The organism is Pseudoduganella plicata, assembly GCF_004421005.1.
In the GTDB taxonomy this organism is placed as follows: domain Bacteria; phylum Pseudomonadota; class Gammaproteobacteria; order Burkholderiales; family Burkholderiaceae_D; genus Rugamonas; species Rugamonas plicata.
Window position 1 is genome coordinate 5,510,936 of sequence record NZ_CP038026.1, and the last position, 23,314, is coordinate 5,534,249.

Here is a 23,314-nt window from a genome sequence, read left to right on the forward strand (position 1 = left end):
AGACAAACCGAACCACGGAGCTGGGCGAACAAGCGAGCGATGAACATACACAATGACCTGGACGGCATGCGCCTGGCCTTGCAATGGGCGGAAAAAGGCCTGTACACGACGTCGCCCAATCCGCACATCGGCTGCGTCATCGTCAGGGACGGTGTCGTCATCGGCGCCGGCGTCACGCAGCCCGCAGGGCAGGACCACGCCGAGATCCAGGCGCTGAAGGATGCCGCGCAGCGCGGCCACGACGTGCGCGGCGCCACCGCATACGTCACGCTGGAACCTTGCGCGCATTACGGCCGCACGCCGCCATGTTGCGACGCGCTGGTGCGCGCGGGGCTGGGCCGCGTCGTCTGCGCGATGGAGGACCCGAACCCGCTGGTGGCGGGGCAGGGCTTGGCGCGGCTGGCGGCAGCGGGCATCGAGGTGTCGTCGGGCCTGCTGGCCGACGAAGCGTATGAGCTGAACATCGGTTTCTTCTCGCGCATGCGCCGCCAGCTGCCGTGGGTGCGCCTGAAAACGGCCGCCAGCCTGGACGGCATGACGGCGCTGCACAACGGCAGCAGCCAGTGGATCACGGGGGCCGAGGCGCGCGCCGACGGGCACGCATGGCGCGCGCGCGCCTGCGCCATCCTGACCGGCATCGGCACCGTCAAGGCAGACGATCCGCAACTGAACGTGCGCGCGGTGCAGACACTGCGCCAGCCGCGTCGCATCGTCATCGACAGCCGGCTGGAAATCGATCCGGGCGCGAAGGTGCTGGCTGGCGGCGGTACGCTTGTCGTCGCGGCTGTCAGCGACCATGAACGCGAGGCGGTGCTGCGCGACCGTGGCGCGGAAATCATCACGCTGGCCAATGCGCACGGCAAGGTGGATCTGCCGGAACTGATGCGCGAGCTGGGCCGGCGCCAGATCAACGAGCTGCACGTGGAGGCGGGCACGAAGCTGAATGGCTCGCTGGTGCGCGAAGGCTGCGTGGACGAGCTGCTGGTCTATCTGGCACCAACCCTGCTGGGCGATGCGCAAGGTATGTTCGCGCTGCCGGCCCTGACGGACCTTGCGCAAAAACGCGCGCTGCGCTTCCACGAAGTTTGCAACGTCGGCGGCGACCTGCGCATCCTGGCCCGCTTCATGGATCGGCCATGAACCTGGAGCGGCCGCGCGCGGATCGGCCTGCCAACTGACACGTACAACCGGCGGTCACGCATCGCCATGATTTGGATTGAAGGGACTCAAGCATGTTTACTGGAATCGTCGCCGCTGTCGGCAAAATCAAGACCATCACCCCCCTGCCGGGTGGTCATGACGCGGGCGTGCGCCTCGATATCGATGCGGGCCCGCTGCCGCTGGCGGACGTGGCGCTGGGCGACTCGATCGCCATCAACGGCGCCTGCATGACGGTGGTTGAAAAGACCGGCGGCACGTTCACCGTCGACGTCTCGCGCGAAAGCCTGAACTGCACCGTGGGCCTGGACACGCCGGCGGAAGTGAACCTGGAAAAGGCGCTGACCCTCAATGAGCGCCTGGGCGGCCACCTGGTCTCCGGCCACGTGGATGGCCTGGGCGTCGTACGCAAGTTCGAGCCCGTCGGCGAGTCGTATGAACTGGTGGTCGAAGCGCCGCGCGAGCTGGGCAAGTACCTGGCGTTCAAGGGTTCCATCGTCGTCAACGGCGTCTCGCTGACCGTCAACCGCGTCGAGGACGTGCCCGAGGGCTGCCGCTTCTCGATCAACCTGATCCCGCACACGATCCAGGTCACAACCCTGAAACACCTGGCGGTGGGCGGCAAGGTCAACCTGGAAGTGGATCTGATCGCCCGGTATGTCGAACGCATGCTCTCGGCCTCCGGCAGCGCGGGCGCCACGAAGATCGCTTGATGCCCCCGCCCTCGGGAAGTACCGGCTGCGGCGGTACTTCCCCGGCATGTCGAACGCCGGCCTCGCGCTGGCGTTCCTGCATCTGGTGCGGCCGGCGACCTACCGCGCCGCCGGCCAGGGAGCGCAGAACATAGTCATGGCTACGCTGAACTGGTGTTTGCGCAACACTTTGAAAAAAGACCGGGTGAACATAAGGCAAGTAACGACTTTCCCCGAAGGGAAGGATGCTAGAGTTTCCGTATGGAAATTACCGATTTTCAAATTGCATCTCACCCCGACCACCGCCTACGATCATGAAACTCAGCTTTCGCGCCAAACTCTATCTGCCGCTGATCCTCAGCTGGCTATGCCTGTCCGGCATGACCCTTTTCCATATTTATGAGAGCAAGGCGCTGCGCTTCGAAGAGCGTCAGCATGCGCTGAAATTCGCCACCGACGTCGGCATGTCCACCGTGAAGGAATATGCGGCGCTGGCCGCGTCCGGCGCGATGCCGCTGGAGCAGGCGCAAAAGCAGGCACTGCAGCGACTCAAGGCCATGCGCTATGGCAAGGACGGCTACTACACCGTGGTCGACTCGCGTCCGACGATGCTGATGCACCCGATCAAAGCCGAATTGAGCGGCAAGGACATGAGCGACTTCCACGATGTCAAGGGCACCTACCTGTACCGTGACGCGGCACGTATTGCACAGGGCAGCGGAGAAGGATGGATCGAATACGTCTGGCCGAAGCCAGGCAATGCCGACCAGAAGCAGGTCTTTGCCAAGGGGGCCTATGTGCTGACCTACAAGCCGTGGGACTGGACCTTCATTACGGGGCTGTACCTGGACGACCTGCAGGACGCCTTTGTTGCCGACCTGCGGCGCGCCGCGCTCGTGCTGGCAGCCATCGGTGCCGCGCTGAGCCTGATCGTTGTGGCCGTGATCCGCAGCGTGGCCCGTTCCATGGACCAGGCCGTCAGGGCCGCGGACGCGGTGGCGCAGGGCGACCTGACGCACCCTATCCACGTCGAGGGCGATGACGAGATCGCACGACTGCTGGGAGCGCTGGCGGCCATGCAGCGCAGCCTGGCCGACCTGGTCAGGGAAGTGCGCCAGGGCACGCATACGATCACGGCGGCGTCGTCGCAGATCGCCGCAGGCAACCAGGATCTGTCGTCGCGCACGGAGCAGCAGGCCGGTTCGATCGAGGAAACGGCGGCATCGCTGGAAGAGCTGGCGTCCAATGTGCGCCAGAACGGCGAGCATGCCGGCAAGGCCAACACGCTGGCGCGCTCCGCCTCGGAGGTGGCCACGCACGGCGGCGCCGTCGTGGCGCAGGTGGTGGAAACAATGGCGACCATTAACAATTCGGCGCGCAAGATCGTCGACATCATCGGCGTCATCGACGGGATCGCCTTCCAGACCAATATCCTGGCGCTGAATGCCGCCGTCGAGGCGGCCCGCGCCGGCGAGCAGGGCAGGGGCTTCGCGGTCGTTGCCGCCGAAGTGCGCAGCCTGGCCCAACGCTCGGCCGCAGCCGCCAAGGACGTCAAGGCGCTGATCGGCGACTCGGTCGCGTCGGTCGAAGCGGGAAGCGTGCTGGTCAATCAGGCCGGCAGCACGATGAGCGAGATCGTCGACAGCGTCCGGCGCGTCACCGGGATCATCGCGGAAATTGCCGATGCCGGCCAGGGGCAGCAGCACGGCATCAACCAGATCAACGACGCCGTCGCCGACATGGACACGGCCATGCAGCAGAACGCCGCGCTGGTGGAAGAAGCCGCGGCGACGTCCGCTTCGCTGCACGAGCAGGCATCGAACCTGGCGCGTGTCGTCAGCGTGTTCCGCCTCGATGCGGACGAAATGGGCACGCGTGCCACCGCGTCCGGGCAGCCGGCGCGCAAGGCCGCTGCAACGAAAGTGGCCGCGCGCCTGCGTGCCTGACTTGCTGCGGCGTCTGTCCTGTCGGACCACATCGGGTGTGCACGCCAACGCGCCGGCGCGCCCCGGTCCGGCCACTGCGCCTGCCGCTGCCGGGTCGCGTCGATAAAGGCGTCCGGTTCGCCCAGGCTCAGACAGACGCGGGCCACGGGATGCAGGCGCGCGAGGGGATCCGGCAGGCGTGTCGCGGCCAGTGCCAGCACCACGTTTAGCGCGCCGCATTGGCGTAGCCGCGCCCCGCCGCGGCGCACGACGGTGCCACGTCATCGCAGCGCCAGGATGGACGACGTGGCCGCACCCGCCAGCCAGGCCGTTGCAGCCCGGAGGCGGGTCGCTTGCCCGGCCGGTCGTGTATCTCCTACACTGCAATCTCTCCGCTCAGCCATTCGACCGCCCATGACCATCGCCGACCTACGAGAGGTACTACTGTTCCTGCTGCTGGCCGGCCTGGCGGTGCCGCTGATGCAGCGCCTGCGCGTGAACCAGATGCTGGGGTTCCTGCTGGTCGGTCTCGTGTTCGGTCCGCACGGCCTGGGCAGCTGGGGCGCGGACCTGCCTTGGCTGGCCGATGTCACGTTTCATGACGTCGAGAGCGTCAAGCACGTCGCCGAACTGGGCATCCTGTTCCTGATGTTCATGATCGGGCTGGAGCTGTCGCCGGCGCGCATCTGGGCCTTGCGGCGCAGCGTGTTCGGCAGCGGCATCCTGCAGGTCGTGCTGACAGCCGCGGTGGTCGGCGGCTTTGCGCTGGCGTTCGGCAATCCGCCCGGCGCCGCGCTGACGATCGGGCTGACTCTGGCGATGTCGTCCACGGCCGTCGTCATGCAACTGCTCAGCCGCGGCCAGGGCCTGGCGTCGCCGCTGGGCCAGTCGTGCTTCAGCATCCTGATGCTGCAGGACCTGGCTGTCGTGCCGATCCTGATCCTGGTCGACGGGCTGGCGGGCAGCGGCACGGGCGGCGGGGCGCTGTGGCTCGTGTTGTTGCTGGCGCTGGCGAAAGCGGGCGTGACGATTGCCGCCGTCTACCTGGTCGGGCGGCGCGTGGCGCGGCCCATGTTCGCCGCGTTTGCCGTGCACCGCCAGCCGGAGATTTTTGTCGCGTTGATCCTGCTGCTCACCCTGGGGATTGCCGCCGCGACGGCCGCGGCAGGGTTGTCGATGGCGCTGGGCGCGCTGCTGGCGGGGCTGCTGCTGGCCGATACGGAATTCCAGTACGAAGTCGAGATGATCGTCGAACCGTTCCGCGGTTTGCTGATGGGACTGTTCTTCATGTCGGTCGGCATGGAGCTGGACCTGCGCACCGTGGCCGACTACCCGTTCTGGCTGCCCGCGTCCGTCGTCGGGCTGCTGCTGATCAAGGCCGCCGTTATCGCGGCGCTGTTGTGGCGTCTGGGCGCGGGGCAGGCCGTGCACGCGGGGCTGCTGATGGGGCAGGGCGGCGAGTTTGCGTTTATCGTACTGGGCGTTGCGGCCGGCGCGGGGCTGCTGGTGCCGGCGACGGGGCAGTTCCTGCTCGTTGTCGTCAGTCTCAGCATGCTGGCCGCACCGGCCAGCGCCGCGCTGGGCCAGCGTTTCGCGCAGTGGTGGGAGGCCACGCGCGGCAGCTTCGCGCCCGCACAGGGGGACGCCGCGGAACGGCCCCGCGCCGGGCATATCGTCATTGGCGGCTATGGCCGGGTCGGGCGCCTGGTGGCGGACGTGCTGACGCGCCAGGGTATCGGGCACGTGGCCATCGAGCGCGATCACCAGCTGGTGGCGGCCGGCCGCGAGGCCTCGCGCGATGTCTATACGGGCGACGCGTCGATGCCGCACCTGCTGGCACGCCTCGGCACCGGCCAGTGCGCAGCCGTCGTACTGACGATGGACGATCCGAAATCGGCGCTGGAAGCGGTGCTGGCGCTGCGGCGGCATTATCCGGCGCTGCCCGTGTTCGCGCGGGCGCGCGACGAGAAACATGCGCGGCTGCTGAAAGCGGCCGGGGCCAACGAGGTGATTTCGGAGACGGTGGAGTCGGGACTGCAGCTGGCCCGGTTTGCGCTCAGCTCGGCCGGGATGCCGGAGGGGGCGGCCGGGTTTCATATCCAGGTGGAGCGGGCAGAGCGGATTGCTACGGCGACGTCGGCGGACCGGCAGGACTGAAACCCGGGACAGACCCCTGTTTTCGAGAAGTTTTTCCTCAAAACAGGGGACTGTCCCGGGTTTTTGCCTGCGTGTTACTGCACCAGCTTCGCGTCCAGCGTGATCTTCGTGTTCAGCAGCTTCGACACCGGGCAACCTGCTTTCGCCTTGCCGGCCAGCTCCTGGAACTTCGCGTCGTCCGCGCCGGGGATCTTTGCTTCCAGCGTCAGGTGCACGGCCGTGATGGCGAAGCCGTCGTCGAGCTTGTCCAGCGTGACTTCCGCTGTCGTGTTCATCTGCTCCGCCGTCAGGCCTGCTTCGCCGAGGATGAGCGACAGTGCCATCGTGAAGCAGCCGGCGTGGGCCGCGCCGATCAGCTCTTCGGGATTGGTGCCCGGCTTGCCTTCGAAGCGGCTGGCGAAGCCGTAGGGGTATTCCTTGAGTGCACCGCTGTGGCTGCTGATGGCGCCTTTGCCATCCTTGATGCCGCCGGACCAGACGGCCGAACCGTGGGTTTTCATGGAGGAGCTCCTTTACGTGGTTGAGTGGTTCACAACGCGACCATGGTAAGGCCAGTCGGGCGAAACCCACGTCCCCCTTGGGAGAGAGGCTAGCCAAGCAGCATGCCGGCCAGCACGCCGAGCGTATCGACGAGGAAAAACAGGAGCAGGAAGCCGGCCATGCGCAGCAGCGCGCGACCACGGCCGTGGGGCGGGGCGCGACGCAGCAGATACCCGGGCACGGCAAGCGGCGCCAGCAGGATGACGAACACGTTCCAGGTGCGCGTGCGGTGGATGCCGCGCACGTCCGTGTCGCGGCAATACCAGACGAACGTCGCGTAGTTCAGCACTGCCGCCGCGAAGACGGTCCACCACAGCGGTTCCTCCGTCTCGTGGAGGTCATAGACACCGTCGACGACGCCGGTCACGGCCGTCAGCGCGAACAGGAACCACACGACGTGGCGCGGATCGCGTACGCCGCGGTACGCCTGGGCCGGCGTCTCGCTCAACCGAACTGGGCAGCGGGCACGCCCGGCACGTCCACCCGTACCGAGAACAACGCACCGGCCTGCGGATCGGCCGCGCGGCATGCGTCGTCATAGCCTTGCCACGCGCTGGTGATGTACAGCGTCTTCAGGTCCGGTCCGCCAAACGCGACGGACGACGGCTGCGCCACCGGCATCGCGATGGTCGTGAGCAGCTCGCCGGCGGGGCTGTAGCGGCAGACGCGGGCGCCGCCCCATTGGGCGATCCAGACGCAGTCCTCGCTGTCCACCGTCATGCCGTCCGGCGATCCTTCGCCCGCACCGAACTGGCGCCACAGGCGCGGGTTGTCCAGGCCGCCGTCGGCGTTGACGTCGTAGGCGTAGGTCCGGTCCAGGAAGCTGTCGTTGTGGTACATCGTGCGGCCGTCCAGGCTGAACGTGGGGCCGTTGCAGATGTGGTATTCCGTCAGCGCCGTGCGCAGGCCGCCGTCCGGATCGAGGCGGAACAGTTTGCCGTGCGGACGGCTGACGTCCGCCGCGTTCATCGTGCCGGCCCAGATGCGTCCGGCCGCGTCAACCTTGGCATCGTTGAAGCGCAGGTCGCCATGCTCGAGCGGGCGATGCAGATATTCGATGCGCAACTCCGGCACCAGCCACAGCCGGACGATTCCGTCGCGCAGGCCGGCCATGAAACCATCGCCGTCCTTGCGCGGGAGCAGCCAGCACACATACGTCGGCAGCTGCCACGTGTGGCGGCCGCCATCCGCGTCGACGGCATGCAGCGCATTGCCGACCAGGTTGACGAAATACAGGCGCTGCTCGGCGGCGTGCCATAACGGGCCTTCGCCCAGTTCGGCGGCCAGCGGCCAGATGCAGTCGGGAATCAACCCGGTCGATGCGGCGGAATTCGATGCGGTCACAGTGTCTTCGAGGCAAGTTAATGGAGGCCATACCTTACCTGAAATCCCGGCTCAGGTGTAGCGCCGTTACGCCGTCTGCCCGGCCCGCTCGCCAGCGTCGCGTTCGGCCTGTCGGAACGCCATGCGCACGACCTGCAGCAATTCGTCGTCGTCCCACGGTTTGCTGAGGAACTTGCTGATGGCACCCCGGTTGACCGCTTCCGTCACGCTGGCCAGGTCGGCGTAGCCGGACAGGATCATGCGCACCGTGTGCGGATACAGTTCGCGGGCACGGGCCAGGAACTCGGTGCCGTTCATGCCGGCCATGCGCTGGTCGGACAGGATCACGTGCACGTCGTGCGTTGCCAGCAGCTCCAGCGCTTCTTCGGCACTGCCGGCGGCCAGCACCTGGTAGCCCTCACGCCGGAACATCCGTTGCAGCGAGCGCAGCACGCCGGGCTCGTCGTCCACCAGCAGCAACGTACGGGCGGGCCGGGGCGGCATGTCCGGCGATGCGAGGCAGCGCCGTTCCCGCAGGAGCGTGGCCAGTTCGTTGGGTGGCAGGGGGCGGCTGAACAGGTAGCCCTGGATCTTGTCGCAGCCCATATTGCGCAGGAAAGCCAGTTGGCCCAGCGTTTCCACGCCTTCCGCGACGACGACAAGGTTCAGCCCGTGCGCCAGCGCCGTGGTGGCGCGGGCGATGGCGGCGCTGCGCGGGTCGCTCGTGATATTGCGCACAAAGGTCTGGTCGATCTTCAGCTTGTCCAGCCGGAAGCGCGACAGGTAGCCCAGCGACGAATAGCCTGTGCCGAAGTCGTCCAGTGATACGGACACGCCCAGCGCCGACAGCTCGTTCAGCTGCGCCTGCACCTGCTCGGCGTCGTGCATCATGACGGACTCCGTCAGCTCCACTTCCAGGTAGCGCGGCGCCAGACCCGTCCGGGCCAGTGCGGCCCGCACGACGGCCGGCACCGTGCCCGCGGCAAACTGGCGCGCCGACACGTTGACGGCAACCGTCATCGGCGGCAGCCCAGCCTGCTGCCACGCCTTGTTCTGCCGGCATGCCTCCTCGATGACCCAGTTGCCGATTGGCAGGATCAGGCCGCTGTCCTCGGCCAGTGGAATGAAGTCGCCCGGCGGTACCATGCCCAGCTGGGCGCTGTTCCAGCGCAGCAGCGCCTCCATGCCGCTGACCTTGCCGTCCACCAGCGCTACCTGCGGCTGATAGTACAGTTGCAGCTCGCTGCGCTCGATGGCATGGCGCAGGTGCACCTCCAGCGACATCCAGCGCAACGCATGGGCGTTCATCTCGCCCGTATAGAAATGGAAGCTGTTGCGGCCGCTCTCCTTGACGTGCGACAGCGCCACGTCCGCGCCGATCAGCAGCGCGCTGGCCGTGGTGCCGTCGCGCGGGTACATGCTGATACCCACGCTGGCCGTCACGTACAGGTCCTGGCCGGCCAGCTGCACGGGCTGGGCGACCTGGTCCATCAGCTTGCGCGTCGTGACGATGACGTCGTCCACCTCGGGCGCCGTGGTCAGCAGTAAAGCGAATTCGTCGGCACCAAGGTGCGCCAGCGTGTCGCCCGGCGTGACGACGGTGCTGACGCGCCGCGCCAGTTCCTGCAGCAGCGCGTCGCCCACCTCGTGGCCGAGGGCATCGTTGATGCGCTGCAGCCGGTCGATGTCGAACAGCAGCAGGGCGACCTGGCGGCCGCTGTGGGCGGCTGCGTCCAGCGCCAGCTGCAGCCGGTCATTGAGCAGGTTGCGGTTGGGCAGCTGGGTCAGCGGATGGTGGTTGCTGAGGAAGTCGAGCTGCGTATGCGCTTCCTTGAGCGCGCTGATATCGCTGGAAACGGACACGTAGGCACAGACCTGCTCGCGCTGGTCGCGCACCGCATTGATGCTGATGCGCTCCGGGTACACCTCGCCGTTCTTGCGCCGGTTCCAGATCTCGCCGCGCCACTGGCCCTGCGTTTCCAGGCTCTGCCAGATAGCCCGGTAGAACGCGGCATCGTGGCGGCCGGAGCGCAGCACGCGCGGATTCTGGCCCAGCACTTCGCCTTCCTGGTAGCCCGTAATCTGTTCGTAGGCCCGGTTGACGGCAATGATATTGGCCTGGGCATCGGTCATCGTGATGCTTTCCTGCGTGCTGTCGAATACCTGGGCGGCCAGGCGCAGCCGTTCTTCCAGCGCGCGCCGGGCGGTCGTGTCGCGCAGGATCGTCGTGAAGATGGGGACACCGTCCACATTGGCCGCAGACAGTGCCATGTCAGCCGTGAACTCCTCGCCGTTCTTGCGCTTCACGTACAGCTCGACGATCCGGCCGCTGTAGGAGCGTTCCCGGCTCTGGCGGTAGCGGGCCACCCGCTCGCGGTGTTCGGGCAGCGATCGCTCCGCCAGCAGCAACGTGATGGGGCGCCCCAGCATTTCCGCTTCCGTGTAGCCGAACATCGTTTCCGCCGCCCGGTTGAACTGCACGACGCGTTCCTCGTCGTCCGAGCCGATGATGGCGTCCGGCGCCGACTGCGTCATCGCCCGGTAGCGGGCTTCGCTGGCGCGCAGGGCGGTGTCGGCCGTGCGCCGCGCCGACACCTCCATTTGCAGCTGTGCCGCGTGGCGCTGGATGACCTCGTACAGATTCATGTTTTCGTACGCGACGGCCAGCTGGGCCGCCAGCATGCGGACGAACTGCTCGTCCGTTTCGTCGAAGCACGGCTCGTGGCGGCGGCCTGCCACGTAGAGCCACCCGTACAGGTGGTACTGGTCGCGTACGGCCAGGCCCATCAGGTTGCCCACTTGCGGGTGGCCGGCGGGCAGGGCCGGCATGTCGCCGCTCGTGCGGCAACTGCGCACGATGCCGCCGCCCTTCATCAGCTGGCCCGGAAAGGCGCTGCGGTCCAGCAGCCATGGTGTCAGCAGTGCCGGGTCGATGCCGCGCGTTTCGATATGCTGGACGGATCCTTCGTTGGTATCGAGCAGGCACAGCGCGACGATATCGGCCTGCAGGATGCGCGCCGCGGCCGCGCAGAACAACATCGCCATGGTGGCCGCGTCGCGTTGCCCGTTCAGGCGCAGGCTCAGTTCGTGCAGGGACGCCATGCGCTCGACGGTGCCCGGCGCCTGGGATGGGGTTACCGCCGCCCGCGCCGCGGGCGCCACGGCCTGGACCACTTCGTCCGGGACCGTCAGGGGCTGGCGCGCATCGCCCAGCTCCAGGGTGACGGCATCCAGGATCGATTGCGGGTCGGCCGGCTTGGGCAGCACGCTGCGCACGCCGCAGCTGGCAGCCATGGCGCGCAGCTCCGGCATCGAATAGGTGGCGGAAAAGAAAATAACGGGCGTGCGCTCGATGTCCGGCGTGGCGCGCAGGCGCTGGACGAATTCGTACCCGTCCATCGTGGGCATGAGGATATCGGTGATGACGAGATCGGGGCGGTGCCGGATGCACAGGTCGAGAGCCTGCGCGCCGTCCACCGCTTCAAGCAGCTCGTGCGGCGTGAAGCCGAGCAAGGTCAGCAGGTATTCGCGGTTGGTGGGTCGGTCGTCGACGATCAGAATGGTGGCCATGTCCGGGGGATTCCTTTTTGCATTGATGCTACTCCCCGGCCGGGCCGCAGGCGCACGAGTTGCCATAAAACCGGTGACAGCCCCCCCGTTTTATGGCAACCGTCGGTGCGAACGGCCCAACGGCGCGGGAATGTCGGGTGGAGTGGCGCCAAATCCATTAAAATAGCGGGTTAGGAAACACGCAAAGGATTAATTATGTCTATCTCCAGCACCGAAGAAATCGTCGCCGAGCTGCGCGCCGGCCGCATGGTGATCCTGGTCGACGAGGAAGACCGCGAGAACGAGGGCGACCTGGTGCTGGCTGCCGATTTCGTCACGCCCGAAGCCATCAACTTCATGATCCGCCACGCTCGCGGCCTCGTCTGCCTGACCCTGGCGGAGGAGATCGTGGACCGGCTCGAACTGCCGCTGATGGCCACCCGCAACGGCACTTCGTTCGGCACCAACTTCACGGTGTCGATCGAAGCGGCCGAAGGCGTGACGACCGGCATCTCGGCGGCGGACCGTGCCCGCACGATCCAGGTGGCCGTGGCGAAAAATGCAAAACCGGACGATCTGGTGCAGCCTGGCCACATCTTCCCGCTGCGCGCCGTCAAGGGCGGCGTGCTGATGCGCGCGGGCCATACGGAAGCGGGCTGCGACCTGACGGCGATGGCCGGGCTGACCCCGGCATCCGTGATCTGCGAGATCGTCAAGGACGACGGCACGATGGCGCGCCTGCCCGACCTGCTGGAGTTCGGCAAGGAACACAACCTGAAGATCGGCACGATTGCCGACCTGATCCACTACCGCAGCCAGAAGGAATGCATGGTCGAGCGCGTGGCCGAGCGTACCGTGCAGACGGCCTACGGCGAACTCCGCATGATCGCCTGGCGCGACACGCCGAGCGGCTCGGCCCACCTGGCGCTGGTGCATGGCGAAGTGGACCCGGTGCGCGAGTCGCTGGTGCGCGTGCACCAGCCCGTGTCCATCCTGGATCTGCTCGAAACCGGCTCCACGACCCATTCGTGGAACGTGGCGGCCTCGCTGAAAGCCATCAAGGCCGCCGACCATGGCGTCATGGTGCTGCTCAACTGCGGCGAGACGGCGGATCAGCTGTTTGGCCAGCTCGAGGCGCTGAACAAGCCGGAAACGAAGCCCCAAGGCCGCGCCGCCAGCATGGACCTGCGCAGCTACGGTATCGGCGCGCAGATTCTGCGTGCGCTGGGCGTGCGCCGCATGAAACTGCTGGCCAGCCCGCGCAAGATGCCGTCGATGACGGGCTTCGACCTGGAAGTGACGGGCTATCTGGCCAAACCGGAAGCGTGATCTGAAGCGCATCTGAAGCGTATAAGCCCCGCACCGTACCGCAGTCCGGGGTATCCTTCCATTTTCGATACACACACTATATATAAGAGGCGAGTCATGACCGTAGGAAGCTACGAAACCAATCTGAACGGCGAAGGCCTGCGCATCGGCATCGTCCAGGCACGGTTCAACGAAGACGTCTGCCATGGCCTGCTGTCGGCCTGCCTGGCCGAGCTGAAGCATCTGGGCGTGGCGGACGAGGACGTGCTGCATGTGACGGTACCGGGCGCGCTGGAAATTCCGCTGGTGCTGCAGAAGATGGCCGAATCCGGCCAGTTCGACGCACTGGTGGCGCTGGGCGCCGTCATCCGTGGCGAAACATACCATTTCGAGCTGGTCTCGAACGAATCGGGCGCCGGCATCACGCGCGTCGGCCTCGATTACAGCATCCCCATCGCCAATGCCGTGCTGACGACGGAAAACGACGAGCAGGCGGAAGTGCGGATGGCAACCAAGGGCGCCGATGCGGCCCGCGTCGCGGTCGAGATGGCGAATCTGGCGATCGCGCTGGAAGAGCTGCATCAGGACAGCGGCGAAGAAGAGTAAGCAGCAAGGCCGTGCCCTCCGGCGTTAACGCGCCTTCCGCGCGGCCGCAATTTAGGAAACGAATATGAACGAAAAATCCTTGCACGCCAACCCCAGCAAGAACCGCACGCCGCGTCACCGCGCGCGCGAGTTCGCGCTGCAGGGCCTGTACCAGTGGCTGCTGAACAACGAGGACGCGAAAACCGTCGTCAACAACATCCGTGCCGCGCACGGCTTCGACAAGGCCGACGGCGAATACTTCGCCGCGCTGCTGTACGGCGCCATCGAGCAGTCCGTCGAGCTGCGCGCGGCGTTCGCCCCGCTGGTCGACCGCGGCATCGGCGAACTGTCGCCGATCGAGCATGGCGTGCTGCTGCTGGGGGCCTATGAGTTGAAGAACCAGCTGGACATTCCTTACCGTGTCGTCATCAACGAGGCGGTGGAGCTGACGAAGTCGTTTGGCGGGATCGATGGCCACAAGTACGTCAACGGCGTGCTGGACAAGCTGGCGCCACGGCTGCGTGCCGATGAGGTCGCGGCCGACAAGAAGCGCTGATCGGCCTTTCCGACATGATGAAGCCACCCTTGCGGTGGCTTTTTTTAGGTTCATCGCACTTTACCGGGGAACGCGTCCTTGATTTTCAGGAAGAAGTACGCGGAGTCGCGGAACCCATAGGCCATACGCTTGATCACTTTGATGCGGTTGTTGACGCCTTCGAGGGTAGATGAACTCATCGGGTAGATGGCTGAAGCGAGGATGCCCCGTCGGTATTTAGCCAGGCGTTTGGCAAATTGGATCAAGGGGGCGATCTGGCTGTCCAGGGCAAGCCTCAGCCAGGATTTCCAGCGGCGGGCACCTTCCCTGACTGTTGGCGCGTACCAGATTTCCTTCAGCTCGGTCTTCAGCAGATAGACCGTTGACAATGGCTTATTGGCAGCAAGCAGTTCTTCGAGCTTGATCGCCTGTTCACTTTTGAGGTTGTCACGGTTACGCAGCAAAAGCCAGCGACTGCGTTTGATGACCTGTCGGGCCTTAGGCTCTGCCCGCAGCGTATTGGCCTGATCGACCCGGACTCGATCAACGACTTCCCGGCCAAAGCGCGTCACAACATGAAACAAGTCGTAGACCACCTCGGCATTCGGGCATTGCGCCCGCACCTCGAGATCCATAGCGCTATTCATATCCATCGCGACGGCTTCAACCCGCTGGCAGCCTTCGGGCCCTAGCTTCTCGAAGAACGGCCGTATTGCTTCCCGGCTGTTGCCTTCCCCGACCCATAGCACTTTCATGCGTTCGGCATCGAGTGCGACGGTGGCATAGCGATGGCCCTTGTGCAAGGCGAATTCGTCCATGACCAGGCGCCGAACATCGTTCGCCGAGAAGTCGCCATGCAAGCGCTGCAGCCGCTGATGATCAATGTCCTTGATGGTATGCCAGTGCAGTCCCGTCAGCCGAGCCACATGCGCTATGGGCAGTAGCTGCGCCAAGGCCTCAACCCACACGCGAACACGATGTGTGATGCGTGCGCGCCGGTCAAGCCACGAGATATGCTCAGTGACGCGGGCATTGCAGTGATGGCAGTCCAGCCGCCGGATCGGCAAATCAAGCCATACCCGTCTGTCCAGGCAGTCGCGGTCGCGCACCTTGCGTCTGCGCCGCTCATGGACCAGCGAGCAGGGCCGCCGACATGCCCCGCACTGGGGCTCGCTTGCAGGGCACGTATCGAGAATGATCAGCAGGGCCCCGTCCTCAAGGTCTTCGACGGAACGAACAATATGGCCTTCCCAAAACGGGAGAGACGACATAGCATTGAGCATGGCGGTGGTTTGAAAGATTGACTTGTTTGGCGACTATCAATCTACCAACTTCAAACCTCCGCCGCCACCTCCTGCTTAGATCGTCAAGCCCGTCTTTCCCCGTATTCCGCGTAGAACCTTTTTTTATATCCCGCCCTGTACGTTTTGCTTTCTTGTTCGGGCTTGTGGCAATGGTCGCCGAGGGCCGGATCAGACCCGGCCCTCATCAACGGTCAACGCGACCCTGGCGGGAAAAACGGCGACAGGCTCCTGTTTTAAAAACGGTGACAGGCTGCTGTTTTTGTCGTGATGCCTTGCGTGGACGAAAAAAAGCCACCTCGCGGTGGCTTTTGTGGGGCTGCTTCGGCTTACAGGCCAGCCAGCTCCGGCTCCACCGGCGCTTCCGGCTTCGGCGGTTCCGGTTCCGCCACGGGCTTGGCGCTGGCCGTAACGGTCACTGGCGCGGCCGGCGCGGCCGGTCGCGTGAAGGTCGGCACTTTCTTGCCGGCCGAGACCTGTTTCAGGCGGTTGTATTCGGCCAGCACGCGGCTGCCGTAGCCGTCGTCCGTTTCGAAGGCGCCGGCGCCAACGTAGCTTTTCAGGCCTGCTTCGACGGAACCGCCGCGCGTCACGTAATCCTTCAGGATCAGCGAGCCGACACGGATGTTCGCCACCGGGTTCAGGGCCGCCTGGACGCCGCCCAGTTCCTGGAACTTGTCGTGGTGCACCTTGGACATGACCTGCATCAGGCCCTGCGCGCCGACCGGGCTTTCCGCGAACGGGTTGAAGCGCGACTCGATCGCCATGACGGCCAGGATCAGCAGCGGATCGATCTTGATTTCGCGGGCCGTGATATAGGCCGTGGAGACCAGCATATTGGCCGCGTCGCCGGCCACGCGGTAGCGCTTGGACAGCCAGTCGGTAACCCATTGCTGCTGCTTGCGGGTGCCCAGCAGGGCTTTTTCGTCGGCGGCGGACAGTGCCTTGTTGTCGGCAACGGTCTGGACGGCCGGCGCTTCCATCAGTTCGTGCAGCGGCGGGGCGCTGACGACGGCGGGAGGCATCGTGGCAACAGGTTCCTGCACGAACGATTGCGACAGGGCACGTGCCAGGTCCGGACGCGCATACAGCACTGCGAGCGTGACGATGGCGGTGACACCGAAGATGGTCAACGCGTGCTGCGCGGTGGTGAAGACACTACGTAAGGTGATACGTTGCGCGCCGAGGCGCGCTGCCGGCCCGATGGCCAGCAGGCGGGCGGCCGGAGCCAGCCCAGTAAAGCGATTTATCATTTGAACTCCCTGCAATGTCCGTAAAAAGCATGCCCCAGCCGCGTGCGAGATCGTCACGCGGCGTCGTTGCTGTGCAATTGCCGTGCATCAGAAATTGTTATCGCTCGCCGCTGCCGGGGAAGCTCGCGGTGAACGCCATCATTGCTTGCCAGAGCTGATTCAGTCGTGTGAAACAGTCGCAATACAACTTTTTTCGGGGGAGGCCAACAGGCCAAGGGCAGACGCCCTGCGAAAACACTCCTTAAAATGTCATGTGGAGCCCCGACTCCGTGAATGAATGAGCGACAATTTAGTTGGCATTTTGGCCATGTCCTCTTCAAGTAAGCGAATTGTAGAAGCCAGTTTATATCACGTCAATACTAACACATCGATTCTTTATAACTTCTGAATCTAAAGAGTGCGGGCAGGTTTGATCAAAAACCAATAGAATCAACCACTTGTCCGGATAACCTCAAGCCGGCCGTCCATAGCGAAAAAAACGTAAAAATTGTATGAAATATTCTGATTTAAGGGATTTCATTGCCCAGTTGCAAGAAATAGGCGAATTAAAGCCGATTTCCATGACAGTTTCACCACATTTGGAGATGACGGAGGTCAGTGACCGGGTGTTGCGGGCCGGCGGACCGGCTCTGCTGTTCCAGAAACCGACGGGTTACGACATCCCGGTGCTGGCCAACCTGTTCGGTACGACGCGCCGCGTGGCGCTGGGGATGGGCGCCGAAGACGTCAGCGAACTGCGCCGTATCGGCCACGTGCTGGCGCGGCTGAAAGAGCCCGAGCCGCCCAAGGGCTTCAAGGACATCATGGACATGGGCTCGCTGGTGAAGGCGGTCTGGGACATGGCGCCGAAGGAGCAGCGCAGCGCGCCGTGCCAGGAGATAGTCTGGGAAGGCAACGACGTCGACCTGGGCCGCCTGCCGATCCAGCACTGCTGGCCGGGCGACGTGGCGCCGCTGATCACGTGGGGCCTTGTCATTACGAAAGGGCCGAACAAGAAGCGCCAGAACCTTGGTATCTACCGCCAGCAGGTGCTGGGACACAATAAAGTCATCATGCGCTGGCTGGCGCACCGGGGCGGGGCGCTCGATTTCCGCGAACACTGCATCAAGAATCCCGGGCAGCCCTATCCGATCGCCGTGGCGCTGGGCGCGGACCCGGCCACGATCCTGGGCGCAGTGACGCCGGTGCCGGACAGCCTGTCGGAATACCAGTTTGCCGGTCTGCTGCGCGGCAGCCGCACCGAGCTGGTCAAGGCCATCGGCAGCGAACTGCGCGTGCCCGCTTCGGCCGAGATCGTGCTGGAAGGGCATATCTATCCGGACGAGAACCACCCGTCCGGCTACGAACACGCGCTGGAAGGGCCCTACGGCGACCATACCGGTTATTACAACGAGCAGGACTCGTTCCCCGTGTTCACGATCGACCGCATCACGATGCGGCGCGACCCCATCTATCACTCCACGTACACGGGCAAGCCGCCGGACGAGCCTGCCGTGCTGGGCCTGGCACTCAACGAGGTGTTCGTGCCGCTGCTGCAAAAGCAGTTCAGTGAGATCACCGATTTTTACCTGCCGCCGGAAGGGTGCAGCTACCGGATGGCCGTCGTGCAGATCCGCAAACAATATGCCGGTCATGCGAAGCGCGTGATGTTCGGCGTGTGGAGCTTCCTGCGCCAGTTCATGTATACGAAGTTCATCGTTGTCGTCGACGAGGACGTCAATATCCGCGACTGGAAGGAAGTCATCTGGGCCATCACGACGCGGGTCGACCCGACGCGCGATACGACCCTGGTCGACCACACGCCGATCGACTACCTGGACTTTGCCTCGCCCGTCAGCGGCCTGGGCAGCAAGATGGGCATCGACGCCACCAATAAATGGCCGGGCGAAACGAGCCGCGAGTGGGGCACGACGATCCAGATGACGCCGGAGGTGAAGGCGAAAGTGGACACCATCTGGCAACAGCTGGGCCTGTAGTACACGATGTGTACCACGAGTCCGGCGGAACGGTTATAATGATGTCTGGCGGGCCCCTGCGCATTGCGGCATGGCTAACCTGGTCAGGTCGGGAACGAAGCAGCCACAGCTGTTCACCGCAAGTGCCGCAGATCAGGCTCGCCTCCTCATCTCTCAGAAAAGCTGCTTCGGCAGCTTTTTTGTTTTGCGCTACCTTTGTCGACGGCGAGGGCCAGGCCCGCCGGCTCTGACCGCAGTTCTCATCATTACGGTAACGCTCGCGGACGGCCGAGGTCAGACCCCGGTTCTCATCGGGGGACGCCAGGGAGCGCGACTGGCCGGAGCGCGCGCCATCATTCGCTGTCCAGCTCGGCCTCGCGGGGCCGGGCCGTCAGCGTGATCTGTGGGTTTTCTCTTGCCAGTGCCGCATCGGGCTTCAGGCGGATCTGGTGCTTCGTGTCCGTGGCGTACTGCTTCGCACCGGCCTTCGCTGCGATCGTCACCTGGGCCGGCTGGTCGAATCTCAGGATGACGGAGCGGATCGTCGGGGCGAACATCCTGAGCGCGCCCGCCATCTTGCCGATTGCCGCGTTCGCCTGCGGGATGCTGCCCATCAGTGCGTCGTACGGCCACTGCGTGCCAGGCGGGACGATGGCATTCATTGCCGGGGAGATGGCCACTTTCGACGTTTTCGGCTGGTTCGTCATGATCTTCGCGTCCTCGGCCAGCCACTGAGGGTTTGGCGTGAGCCGCAGGTTGCCGCCCGCGTCGATCGGCAACGGGGTGCGCCCGCCCGCATGCACGACCGTCAGCGCCACGTCGCGCGTGCTGACCTCCTTGCTGGACGGTTGCAGATGGATAGACATATCCAGCTTGTCGCGCTCGGCGGGCGGCAGGGCGTGGAACTTGTCGACACGGCTCACCTCCAGCAGCTTTTTATAAGGCAGCCATTCGCGTTCCTCGGCGAAGGCGGAGGCATGGAGCGCGGTCAGCACCAGCGGCAGCAGCGGCAACAGTTTCTTCATCTTGTCCATCCTTATCAAAAAGAAACCATCAGTCTAGCGCAGTGCCGGCCCGGGCAAACCTGTTGTTGACCTCACGTCGCCCCGTCTGCGGTAAAATCCTGTCATGTCCTATCAAGTCCTCGCCCGCAAATACCGTCCCCGGAACTTTGAAACGCTCGTCGGCCAGGAGCACGTCGTCCGTGCCCTGACGCATGCGCTCGGTACCGGCCGGTTGCACCACGCCTATCTGTTTACCGGCACGCGCGGGGTGGGCAAGACCACGCTCTCGCGCATCCTGGCCAAATCGCTCAACTGCACGGGACCCGACGGCAACGGCGGCATCACCGCCACGCCGTGCGGCGTCTGCGAAGCGTGCACCGCCATCGATGGCGGCCGTTTCGTCGACTATATAGAGATGGACGCCGCATCCAACCGCGGCGTCGACGAAATGGCGCAACTGCTGGAGCAGGCGGTGTACGCGCCGTCGAACGCGCGCTTCAAGGTCTATATGATCGACGAGGTGCACATGCTGACGAACCACGCGTTCAACGCGATGCTCAAGACGCTGGAAGAGCCGCCGGAACACGTCAAGTTCATCCTCGCGACGACGGACCCCCAGAAGATTCCCGTCACCGTGCTGTCGCGCTGCCTGCAGTTCAACCTGAAGCAGATGCCGCCGGGGCATATCGTGGGACACCTGGAAAATATCCTGGGCCAGGAAAACGTCACGTACGAACAGCCCGCGCTGCGCCTGCTGGCGCAAGGCGCGCACGGCTCGATGCGCGACGCACTGTCGCTGACCGACCAGGCCATTGCCTACGCGGCCGGTGCCGTCACGCTGGAAGCGGTGCAGGGCATGCTGGGCGCACTGGACCAGTCCTACCTGATCCGCCTGCTCGATGCACTCGCCAACACGGATGGCGCCGACCTGCTGGCCGTCGCCGATGAAATGGCCAGCCGCTCGCTGTCGTACAACGGCGCGCTGCAGGACCTGGGGACCTTGCTGCACCGTATCGCGCTGGCGCAGACGGTCCCTGCCGCCGTGCCGGAAGACCTGCCGGAATATGCCGATATCGTCCGTCTGGCCGGCCTGTTCGATGCCGAGGAGGTGCAGCTGTATTACCAGATCGCCGTGCATGGCCGCAACGAACTGGGACTGGCGCCGGACGAATATGCCGGCTTCTCCATGACCCTGTTGCGCATGCTGGCCTTTCGCCCCGGCGTCGGTGGCGCCGAAAGCCAGCATGTTGCGCCGGTAGCGGCGCGTCCTGCCGGCCCGAATCCGGCCCGGGCGGCCGCTGCTGCGGCAGGGGGGCAGGCCACAGCAACGCTGTCGATGCCGGCCCGTCCCGCATCGACGGCGGCCGCCGCCAGCCCCGTCACCGCTGCGCCGCCGGTACAACAGGCGCCACTGCAACAGGCACCTCAGCCGCAGCCAAGGCCGGTCCAGCCGCCCGCCGCCGCGCCGGCATCCCGTCCGACGTCCAGCGCCGCCTCAGGCCCGGTCAGCCCGGCCCGCGCTGCGATCAATGCCGCGCTGGAGGCGGCGCGCGCCGCCACCGCCGCGCGCACGGGCGCCCGTCCGCCGATGCGCGTGGCCCCGGCCGAGGAAGTGGAACAGGTGGCAGCACCTGCCGCGCCGACCCCGCCGCAAGTGGGCGGCAGTGCACCGCAGGGTGCGCAGGCCCGGGCGCCGGGCCGTCCCGCCCCATGGGAAGACGACCCCGCCGCCCTGACGATGGGCGAGGCCGCCGTGCTGGAAGCGCCGCCGGCCGTGCAGCACACGCAAACGCAACCGCGCCAGGCTGCGCCGCGCGCGCCGGCACAGCAGGCAGCGGAAGAAGACGACCTGCCGCCCTGGGTAACCGAATTCTCCGAGAACAGCGCCATGCCGGCCGAGCGCGCCGGTGAGGCCGCAGCGGCACCGCAGGCGGCGCCCGTGCGCCAGGCGCAGCCCGCGCAGGCGCCGTATGCTTACGTGATCACCCCGGTGCCCGAACTGGACTGGGACGGCAACTGGCCGCTGCTGGCCGCCCACCTGCCGCTGCGCGGCGTGGCGCAGCAACTGGCCACGCAGGCCGAACTGATCGACTGCACCATCGACGGCAATGCGGCGCTGTTCCGCCTGCGCTGCCCGATCGACACGTGGCGCACGCCGCCCAATGTGGAAAAACTGACGGCGGCGCTGGCCGAACGTTTCGACCGCCCCGTGCGCGTCGAGACGGAGCTGGGCCCCGTCTGGTACACGACGACGGCCGAACAGCAGGTCCACCGCGAGGCCTGCCAGCGCAAGGCGGAGGAGACTGTACACGGCGATCCGTTCGTGCAAAGCATGGTGCGCGAGTTCGGCGCGTTCGTCGTGCCCGGCTCCATCGTGGCACCCGTATCGTCAGCACACTGAGCGGCCCGGTAAAATAACGACTTTATCCATACGGAGAACCACATCATGATGAAGAACCAGCTGGCTGGCCTGATGAAGCAGGCCCAGGCAATGCAGGACAATATGAAGAAGGCGCAGGAATCGCTGGCGTCCATCGAAGTCGAAGGCCAGTCCGGCGCCGGCCTCGTCAAGGTCGTCATGACCTGCAAGAACGACGTCAAGCGCGTCTCGATCGACCCGTCGCTGCTGGCCGACGACAAGGACATGCTGGAAGACCTGGTCGCGGCTGCCTTCAACGACGCCGTGCGCAAGGCCGAAGCCACCGCCGCCGAGAAAATGAGCGGCCTGACGTCCGGCATGAACCTGCCGGCCGGCTTCAAGATGCCGTTCTGAGCATCGCCATGTTCGTCATCACGCTCACGTACAGCAAGCCCACCGAGGAAATCGATGCGCTGCTGGCGGCGCACCGGGAGTTCCTGCGCGAGCAGTATGACAATGGCGTGTTCCTGATGTCGGGCCGCATGGTGCCGCGCACCGGCGGCATCATCATCGCCCAGGCGGACAGCCGGGCCGACATCGAGGCGATCGTCGAGCTCGATCCGTTCCACCGGGCCGGCGCCGCCACCTACGCGATCACGGAGTTCGTGCCGACCATGACGGCCGACATCCTCGCCGCCTTCCGCCAGCACTGACATGGCGAAGTCGCTGGAGTTCCTGACCGAGGCGCTGAGGCGCCTGCCCGGTGTCGGTCCGAAGTCGGCCCAGCGCATGGCGTTCCACCTGCTGCAGCATGACCGCGATGGCGCTGCAATGCTGTCGCGCGCCCTGTACCAGGCGGTGGAAGCGGTGCATCACTGCGCCTTGTGCAATACCTTCACCGAGCTGGAAGTGTGCGAGATGTGTGCGGACGAAGCGCGCGACCGGCGCATGCTGTGCGTCGTCGAGACGCCGGCGGACCAGATGATGATCGAGCAGACCCTGACCTACAAGGGCCTGTACTTCGTGCTGATGGGCCGCCTGTCGCCGCTGGACGGCATCGGCCCGAAGGACATTCACCTGGAAACGCTGCTGGCACGCGCGGCCGACGGCATCGTGGCCGAAGTGGTGCTGGCAACGAATTTCACGAACGAAGGGGAAGCCACGGCGCACTACATCAGCGAAATGCTGAAGGCGCGCGGGCTGCAGGTTAGCCGCCTGGCGCGCGGCGTGCCGGTCGGTGGCGAGCTGGAATACGTGGATGCGGGGACGATTGCCCGTGCCATGCTGGACCGGCGCAGTACCTGACTACGCCTGGGGCACCAGCCTGGCGGCTTGCGGGCCCGGATAGACCCGGCTGATCGTGCCGCTGGCGATGGTCTTGCCTTCCCACAGCGTGATGGGCGTGCCGACATGCAGCCGCTCGTCGGCATAATCGCGGCGCAGGAATTTCACGGGAACCTCGTACAGCTTGCCAGGTTGTAGTACCAGCCCGTCCAGCAGCAGGCGGCAATCGTATCCTTCGCCGTCGATGATCATCGGGCAGCCGAAGGTACGCCCGCCGGCGGGCTGCAAGCGGCCGCCTTCTTCCGACGAGAGAAACCGCAGCGTAATCAAGGCATCGGGTTGCATCTTATTCTCCTTAGCCGACATTCGATCTGACCACCCAGGGC

Annotated in this window: 20 protein-coding genes and 1 other RNA gene; 13 read left to right on the forward strand and 8 right to left on the reverse strand. The window is 65.4% G+C overall.

The window, feature by feature from the left end; genetic code table 11:
* Positions 1 to 39: 39 nt before the first annotated feature.
* From ribD to E1742_RS24280, 4 genes are all read left to right on the forward strand, one after another.
* Positions 40 to 1,140 (forward strand): bifunctional diaminohydroxyphosphoribosylaminopyrimidine deaminase/5-amino-6-(5-phosphoribosylamino)uracil reductase RibD, encoded by a 1,101-nt coding sequence (gene ribD / locus E1742_RS24265; RefSeq protein WP_134387616.1) that lies wholly within the window; start codon positions 40 to 42, stop codon positions 1,138 to 1,140.
* 92 nt (positions 1,141 to 1,232) lie between these two features.
* The gene (locus E1742_RS24270; protein WP_134387617.1) at positions 1,233 to 1,871 is read left to right on the forward strand and encodes a riboflavin synthase; all 639 of its coding nucleotides are present in this window, start codon (positions 1,233 to 1,235) and stop codon (positions 1,869 to 1,871) included.
* Positions 1,872 to 2,164: 293 nt separating this feature from the next.
* Complete coding sequence (locus E1742_RS24275; protein WP_189569358.1) at positions 2,165 to 3,796, forward strand: methyl-accepting chemotaxis protein; 1,632 nt, start codon at positions 2,165 to 2,167, stop codon at positions 3,794 to 3,796.
* 393 nt (positions 3,797 to 4,189) lie between these two features.
* Complete coding sequence (locus E1742_RS24280) at positions 4,190 to 5,932, forward strand: cation:proton antiporter domain-containing protein (RefSeq protein WP_134387618.1); 1,743 nt, start codon at positions 4,190 to 4,192, stop codon at positions 5,930 to 5,932.
* 74 nt (positions 5,933 to 6,006) lie between these two features.
* Here E1742_RS24280 and E1742_RS24285 read toward each other — a convergent pair whose 3' ends face one another.
* The 4 genes from E1742_RS24285 to E1742_RS26480 form a co-directional block, all read right to left on the reverse strand.
* The gene (locus E1742_RS24285; RefSeq protein ID WP_134387619.1) at positions 6,007 to 6,432 is read right to left on the reverse strand and encodes an OsmC family protein; all 426 of its coding nucleotides are present in this window, start codon (positions 6,430 to 6,432) and stop codon (positions 6,007 to 6,009) included.
* Between the two features lie 89 nt (positions 6,433 to 6,521).
* Positions 6,522 to 6,920: a hypothetical protein gene (locus E1742_RS24290; RefSeq protein ID WP_134387620.1), complete on the reverse strand. Its 399-nt coding sequence runs from the start codon at positions 6,918 to 6,920 to the stop codon at positions 6,522 to 6,524.
* Positions 6,917 to 7,816, reverse strand: coding sequence for an SMP-30/gluconolactonase/LRE family protein (locus tag E1742_RS24295; protein WP_229466292.1), 900 nt, complete (start codon positions 7,814 to 7,816; stop codon positions 6,917 to 6,919). The genes E1742_RS24290 and E1742_RS24295 overlap by 4 nt, the downstream gene beginning before the upstream one ends.
* A gap of 66 nt (positions 7,817 to 7,882) precedes the next feature.
* Complete coding sequence (locus E1742_RS26480) at positions 7,883 to 11,365, reverse strand: EAL domain-containing protein (protein WP_189569356.1); 3,483 nt, start codon at positions 11,363 to 11,365, stop codon at positions 7,883 to 7,885.
* Between the two features lie 195 nt (positions 11,366 to 11,560).
* Between E1742_RS26480 and ribBA the strand changes: the two genes are divergently transcribed.
* The 3 genes from ribBA (at position 11,561) to nusB (ending at position 13,793) form a co-directional block, all read left to right on the forward strand.
* A complete protein-coding gene (ribBA, locus tag E1742_RS24305; RefSeq protein WP_134387622.1) occupies positions 11,561 to 12,673 on the forward strand; it encodes a bifunctional 3,4-dihydroxy-2-butanone-4-phosphate synthase/GTP cyclohydrolase II in 1,113 nt (370 codons plus the stop codon).
* Positions 12,674 to 12,769: 96 nt separating this feature from the next.
* Positions 12,770 to 13,258, forward strand: a complete 489-nt coding sequence (ribH, locus tag E1742_RS24310) for a 6,7-dimethyl-8-ribityllumazine synthase (protein ID WP_134387623.1) — start codon at positions 12,770 to 12,772, stop codon at positions 13,256 to 13,258.
* A gap of 64 nt (positions 13,259 to 13,322) precedes the next feature.
* Positions 13,323 to 13,793: a transcription antitermination factor NusB gene (gene nusB, locus E1742_RS24315; RefSeq protein WP_134387624.1), complete on the forward strand. Its 471-nt coding sequence runs from the start codon at positions 13,323 to 13,325 to the stop codon at positions 13,791 to 13,793.
* Between the two features lie 50 nt (positions 13,794 to 13,843).
* Here nusB and E1742_RS24320 read toward each other — a convergent pair whose 3' ends face one another.
* Entirely contained in the window at positions 13,844 to 15,043 is a 1,200-nt protein-coding gene (locus tag E1742_RS24320; protein ID WP_371860240.1) for an ISL3 family transposase, read from the reverse strand.
* Between the two features lie 359 nt (positions 15,044 to 15,402).
* Positions 15,403 to 16,326, reverse strand: a complete 924-nt coding sequence (locus tag E1742_RS24325) for a lytic transglycosylase domain-containing protein (RefSeq protein ID WP_134387626.1) — start codon at positions 16,324 to 16,326, stop codon at positions 15,403 to 15,405.
* A 491-nt stretch (positions 16,327 to 16,817) separates the two neighbouring features.
* Between E1742_RS24325 and ubiD the strand changes: the two genes are divergently transcribed.
* The gene (gene ubiD / locus E1742_RS24330; RefSeq protein WP_134387627.1) at positions 16,818 to 18,302 is read left to right on the forward strand and encodes a 4-hydroxy-3-polyprenylbenzoate decarboxylase; all 1,485 of its coding nucleotides are present in this window, start codon (positions 16,818 to 16,820) and stop codon (positions 18,300 to 18,302) included.
* 47 nt (positions 18,303 to 18,349) lie between these two features.
* Positions 18,350 to 18,448: signal recognition particle sRNA small type (gene ffs / locus E1742_RS24335), an RNA gene on the forward strand.
* A gap of 186 nt (positions 18,449 to 18,634) precedes the next feature.
* Here ffs and E1742_RS24340 read toward each other — a convergent pair.
* Entirely contained in the window at positions 18,635 to 19,306 is a 672-nt protein-coding gene (locus E1742_RS24340) for a hypothetical protein (RefSeq protein ID WP_134387628.1), read from the reverse strand.
* A 103-nt stretch (positions 19,307 to 19,409) separates the two neighbouring features.
* Here E1742_RS24340 and E1742_RS24345 point away from each other — a divergent pair, with 103 nt between their 5' ends.
* From E1742_RS24345 to recR, 4 genes are read left to right on the forward strand one after another with little or no spacing between them, the layout of a single operon-like run.
* Complete coding sequence (locus E1742_RS24345; protein WP_134387629.1) at positions 19,410 to 21,686, forward strand: DNA polymerase III subunit gamma/tau; 2,277 nt, start codon at positions 19,410 to 19,412, stop codon at positions 21,684 to 21,686.
* 45 nt (positions 21,687 to 21,731) lie between these two features.
* Positions 21,732 to 22,058, forward strand: coding sequence for a YbaB/EbfC family nucleoid-associated protein (locus E1742_RS24350; protein ID WP_130185511.1), 327 nt, complete (start codon positions 21,732 to 21,734; stop codon positions 22,056 to 22,058).
* A gap of 8 nt (positions 22,059 to 22,066) precedes the next feature.
* The gene (locus E1742_RS24355; RefSeq protein WP_134387630.1) at positions 22,067 to 22,357 is read left to right on the forward strand and encodes a YciI family protein; all 291 of its coding nucleotides are present in this window, start codon (positions 22,067 to 22,069) and stop codon (positions 22,355 to 22,357) included.
* Between the two features lies 1 nt (position 22,358).
* A complete protein-coding gene (gene recR, locus E1742_RS24360; RefSeq protein WP_134387631.1) occupies positions 22,359 to 22,949 on the forward strand; it encodes a recombination mediator RecR in 591 nt (196 codons plus the stop codon).
* Here recR and E1742_RS24365 read toward each other — a convergent pair whose 3' ends face one another.
* Entirely contained in the window at positions 22,950 to 23,273 is a 324-nt protein-coding gene (locus E1742_RS24365; protein WP_134387632.1) for a hypothetical protein, read from the reverse strand.
* Positions 23,274 to 23,314 lie beyond the last annotated feature (41 nt).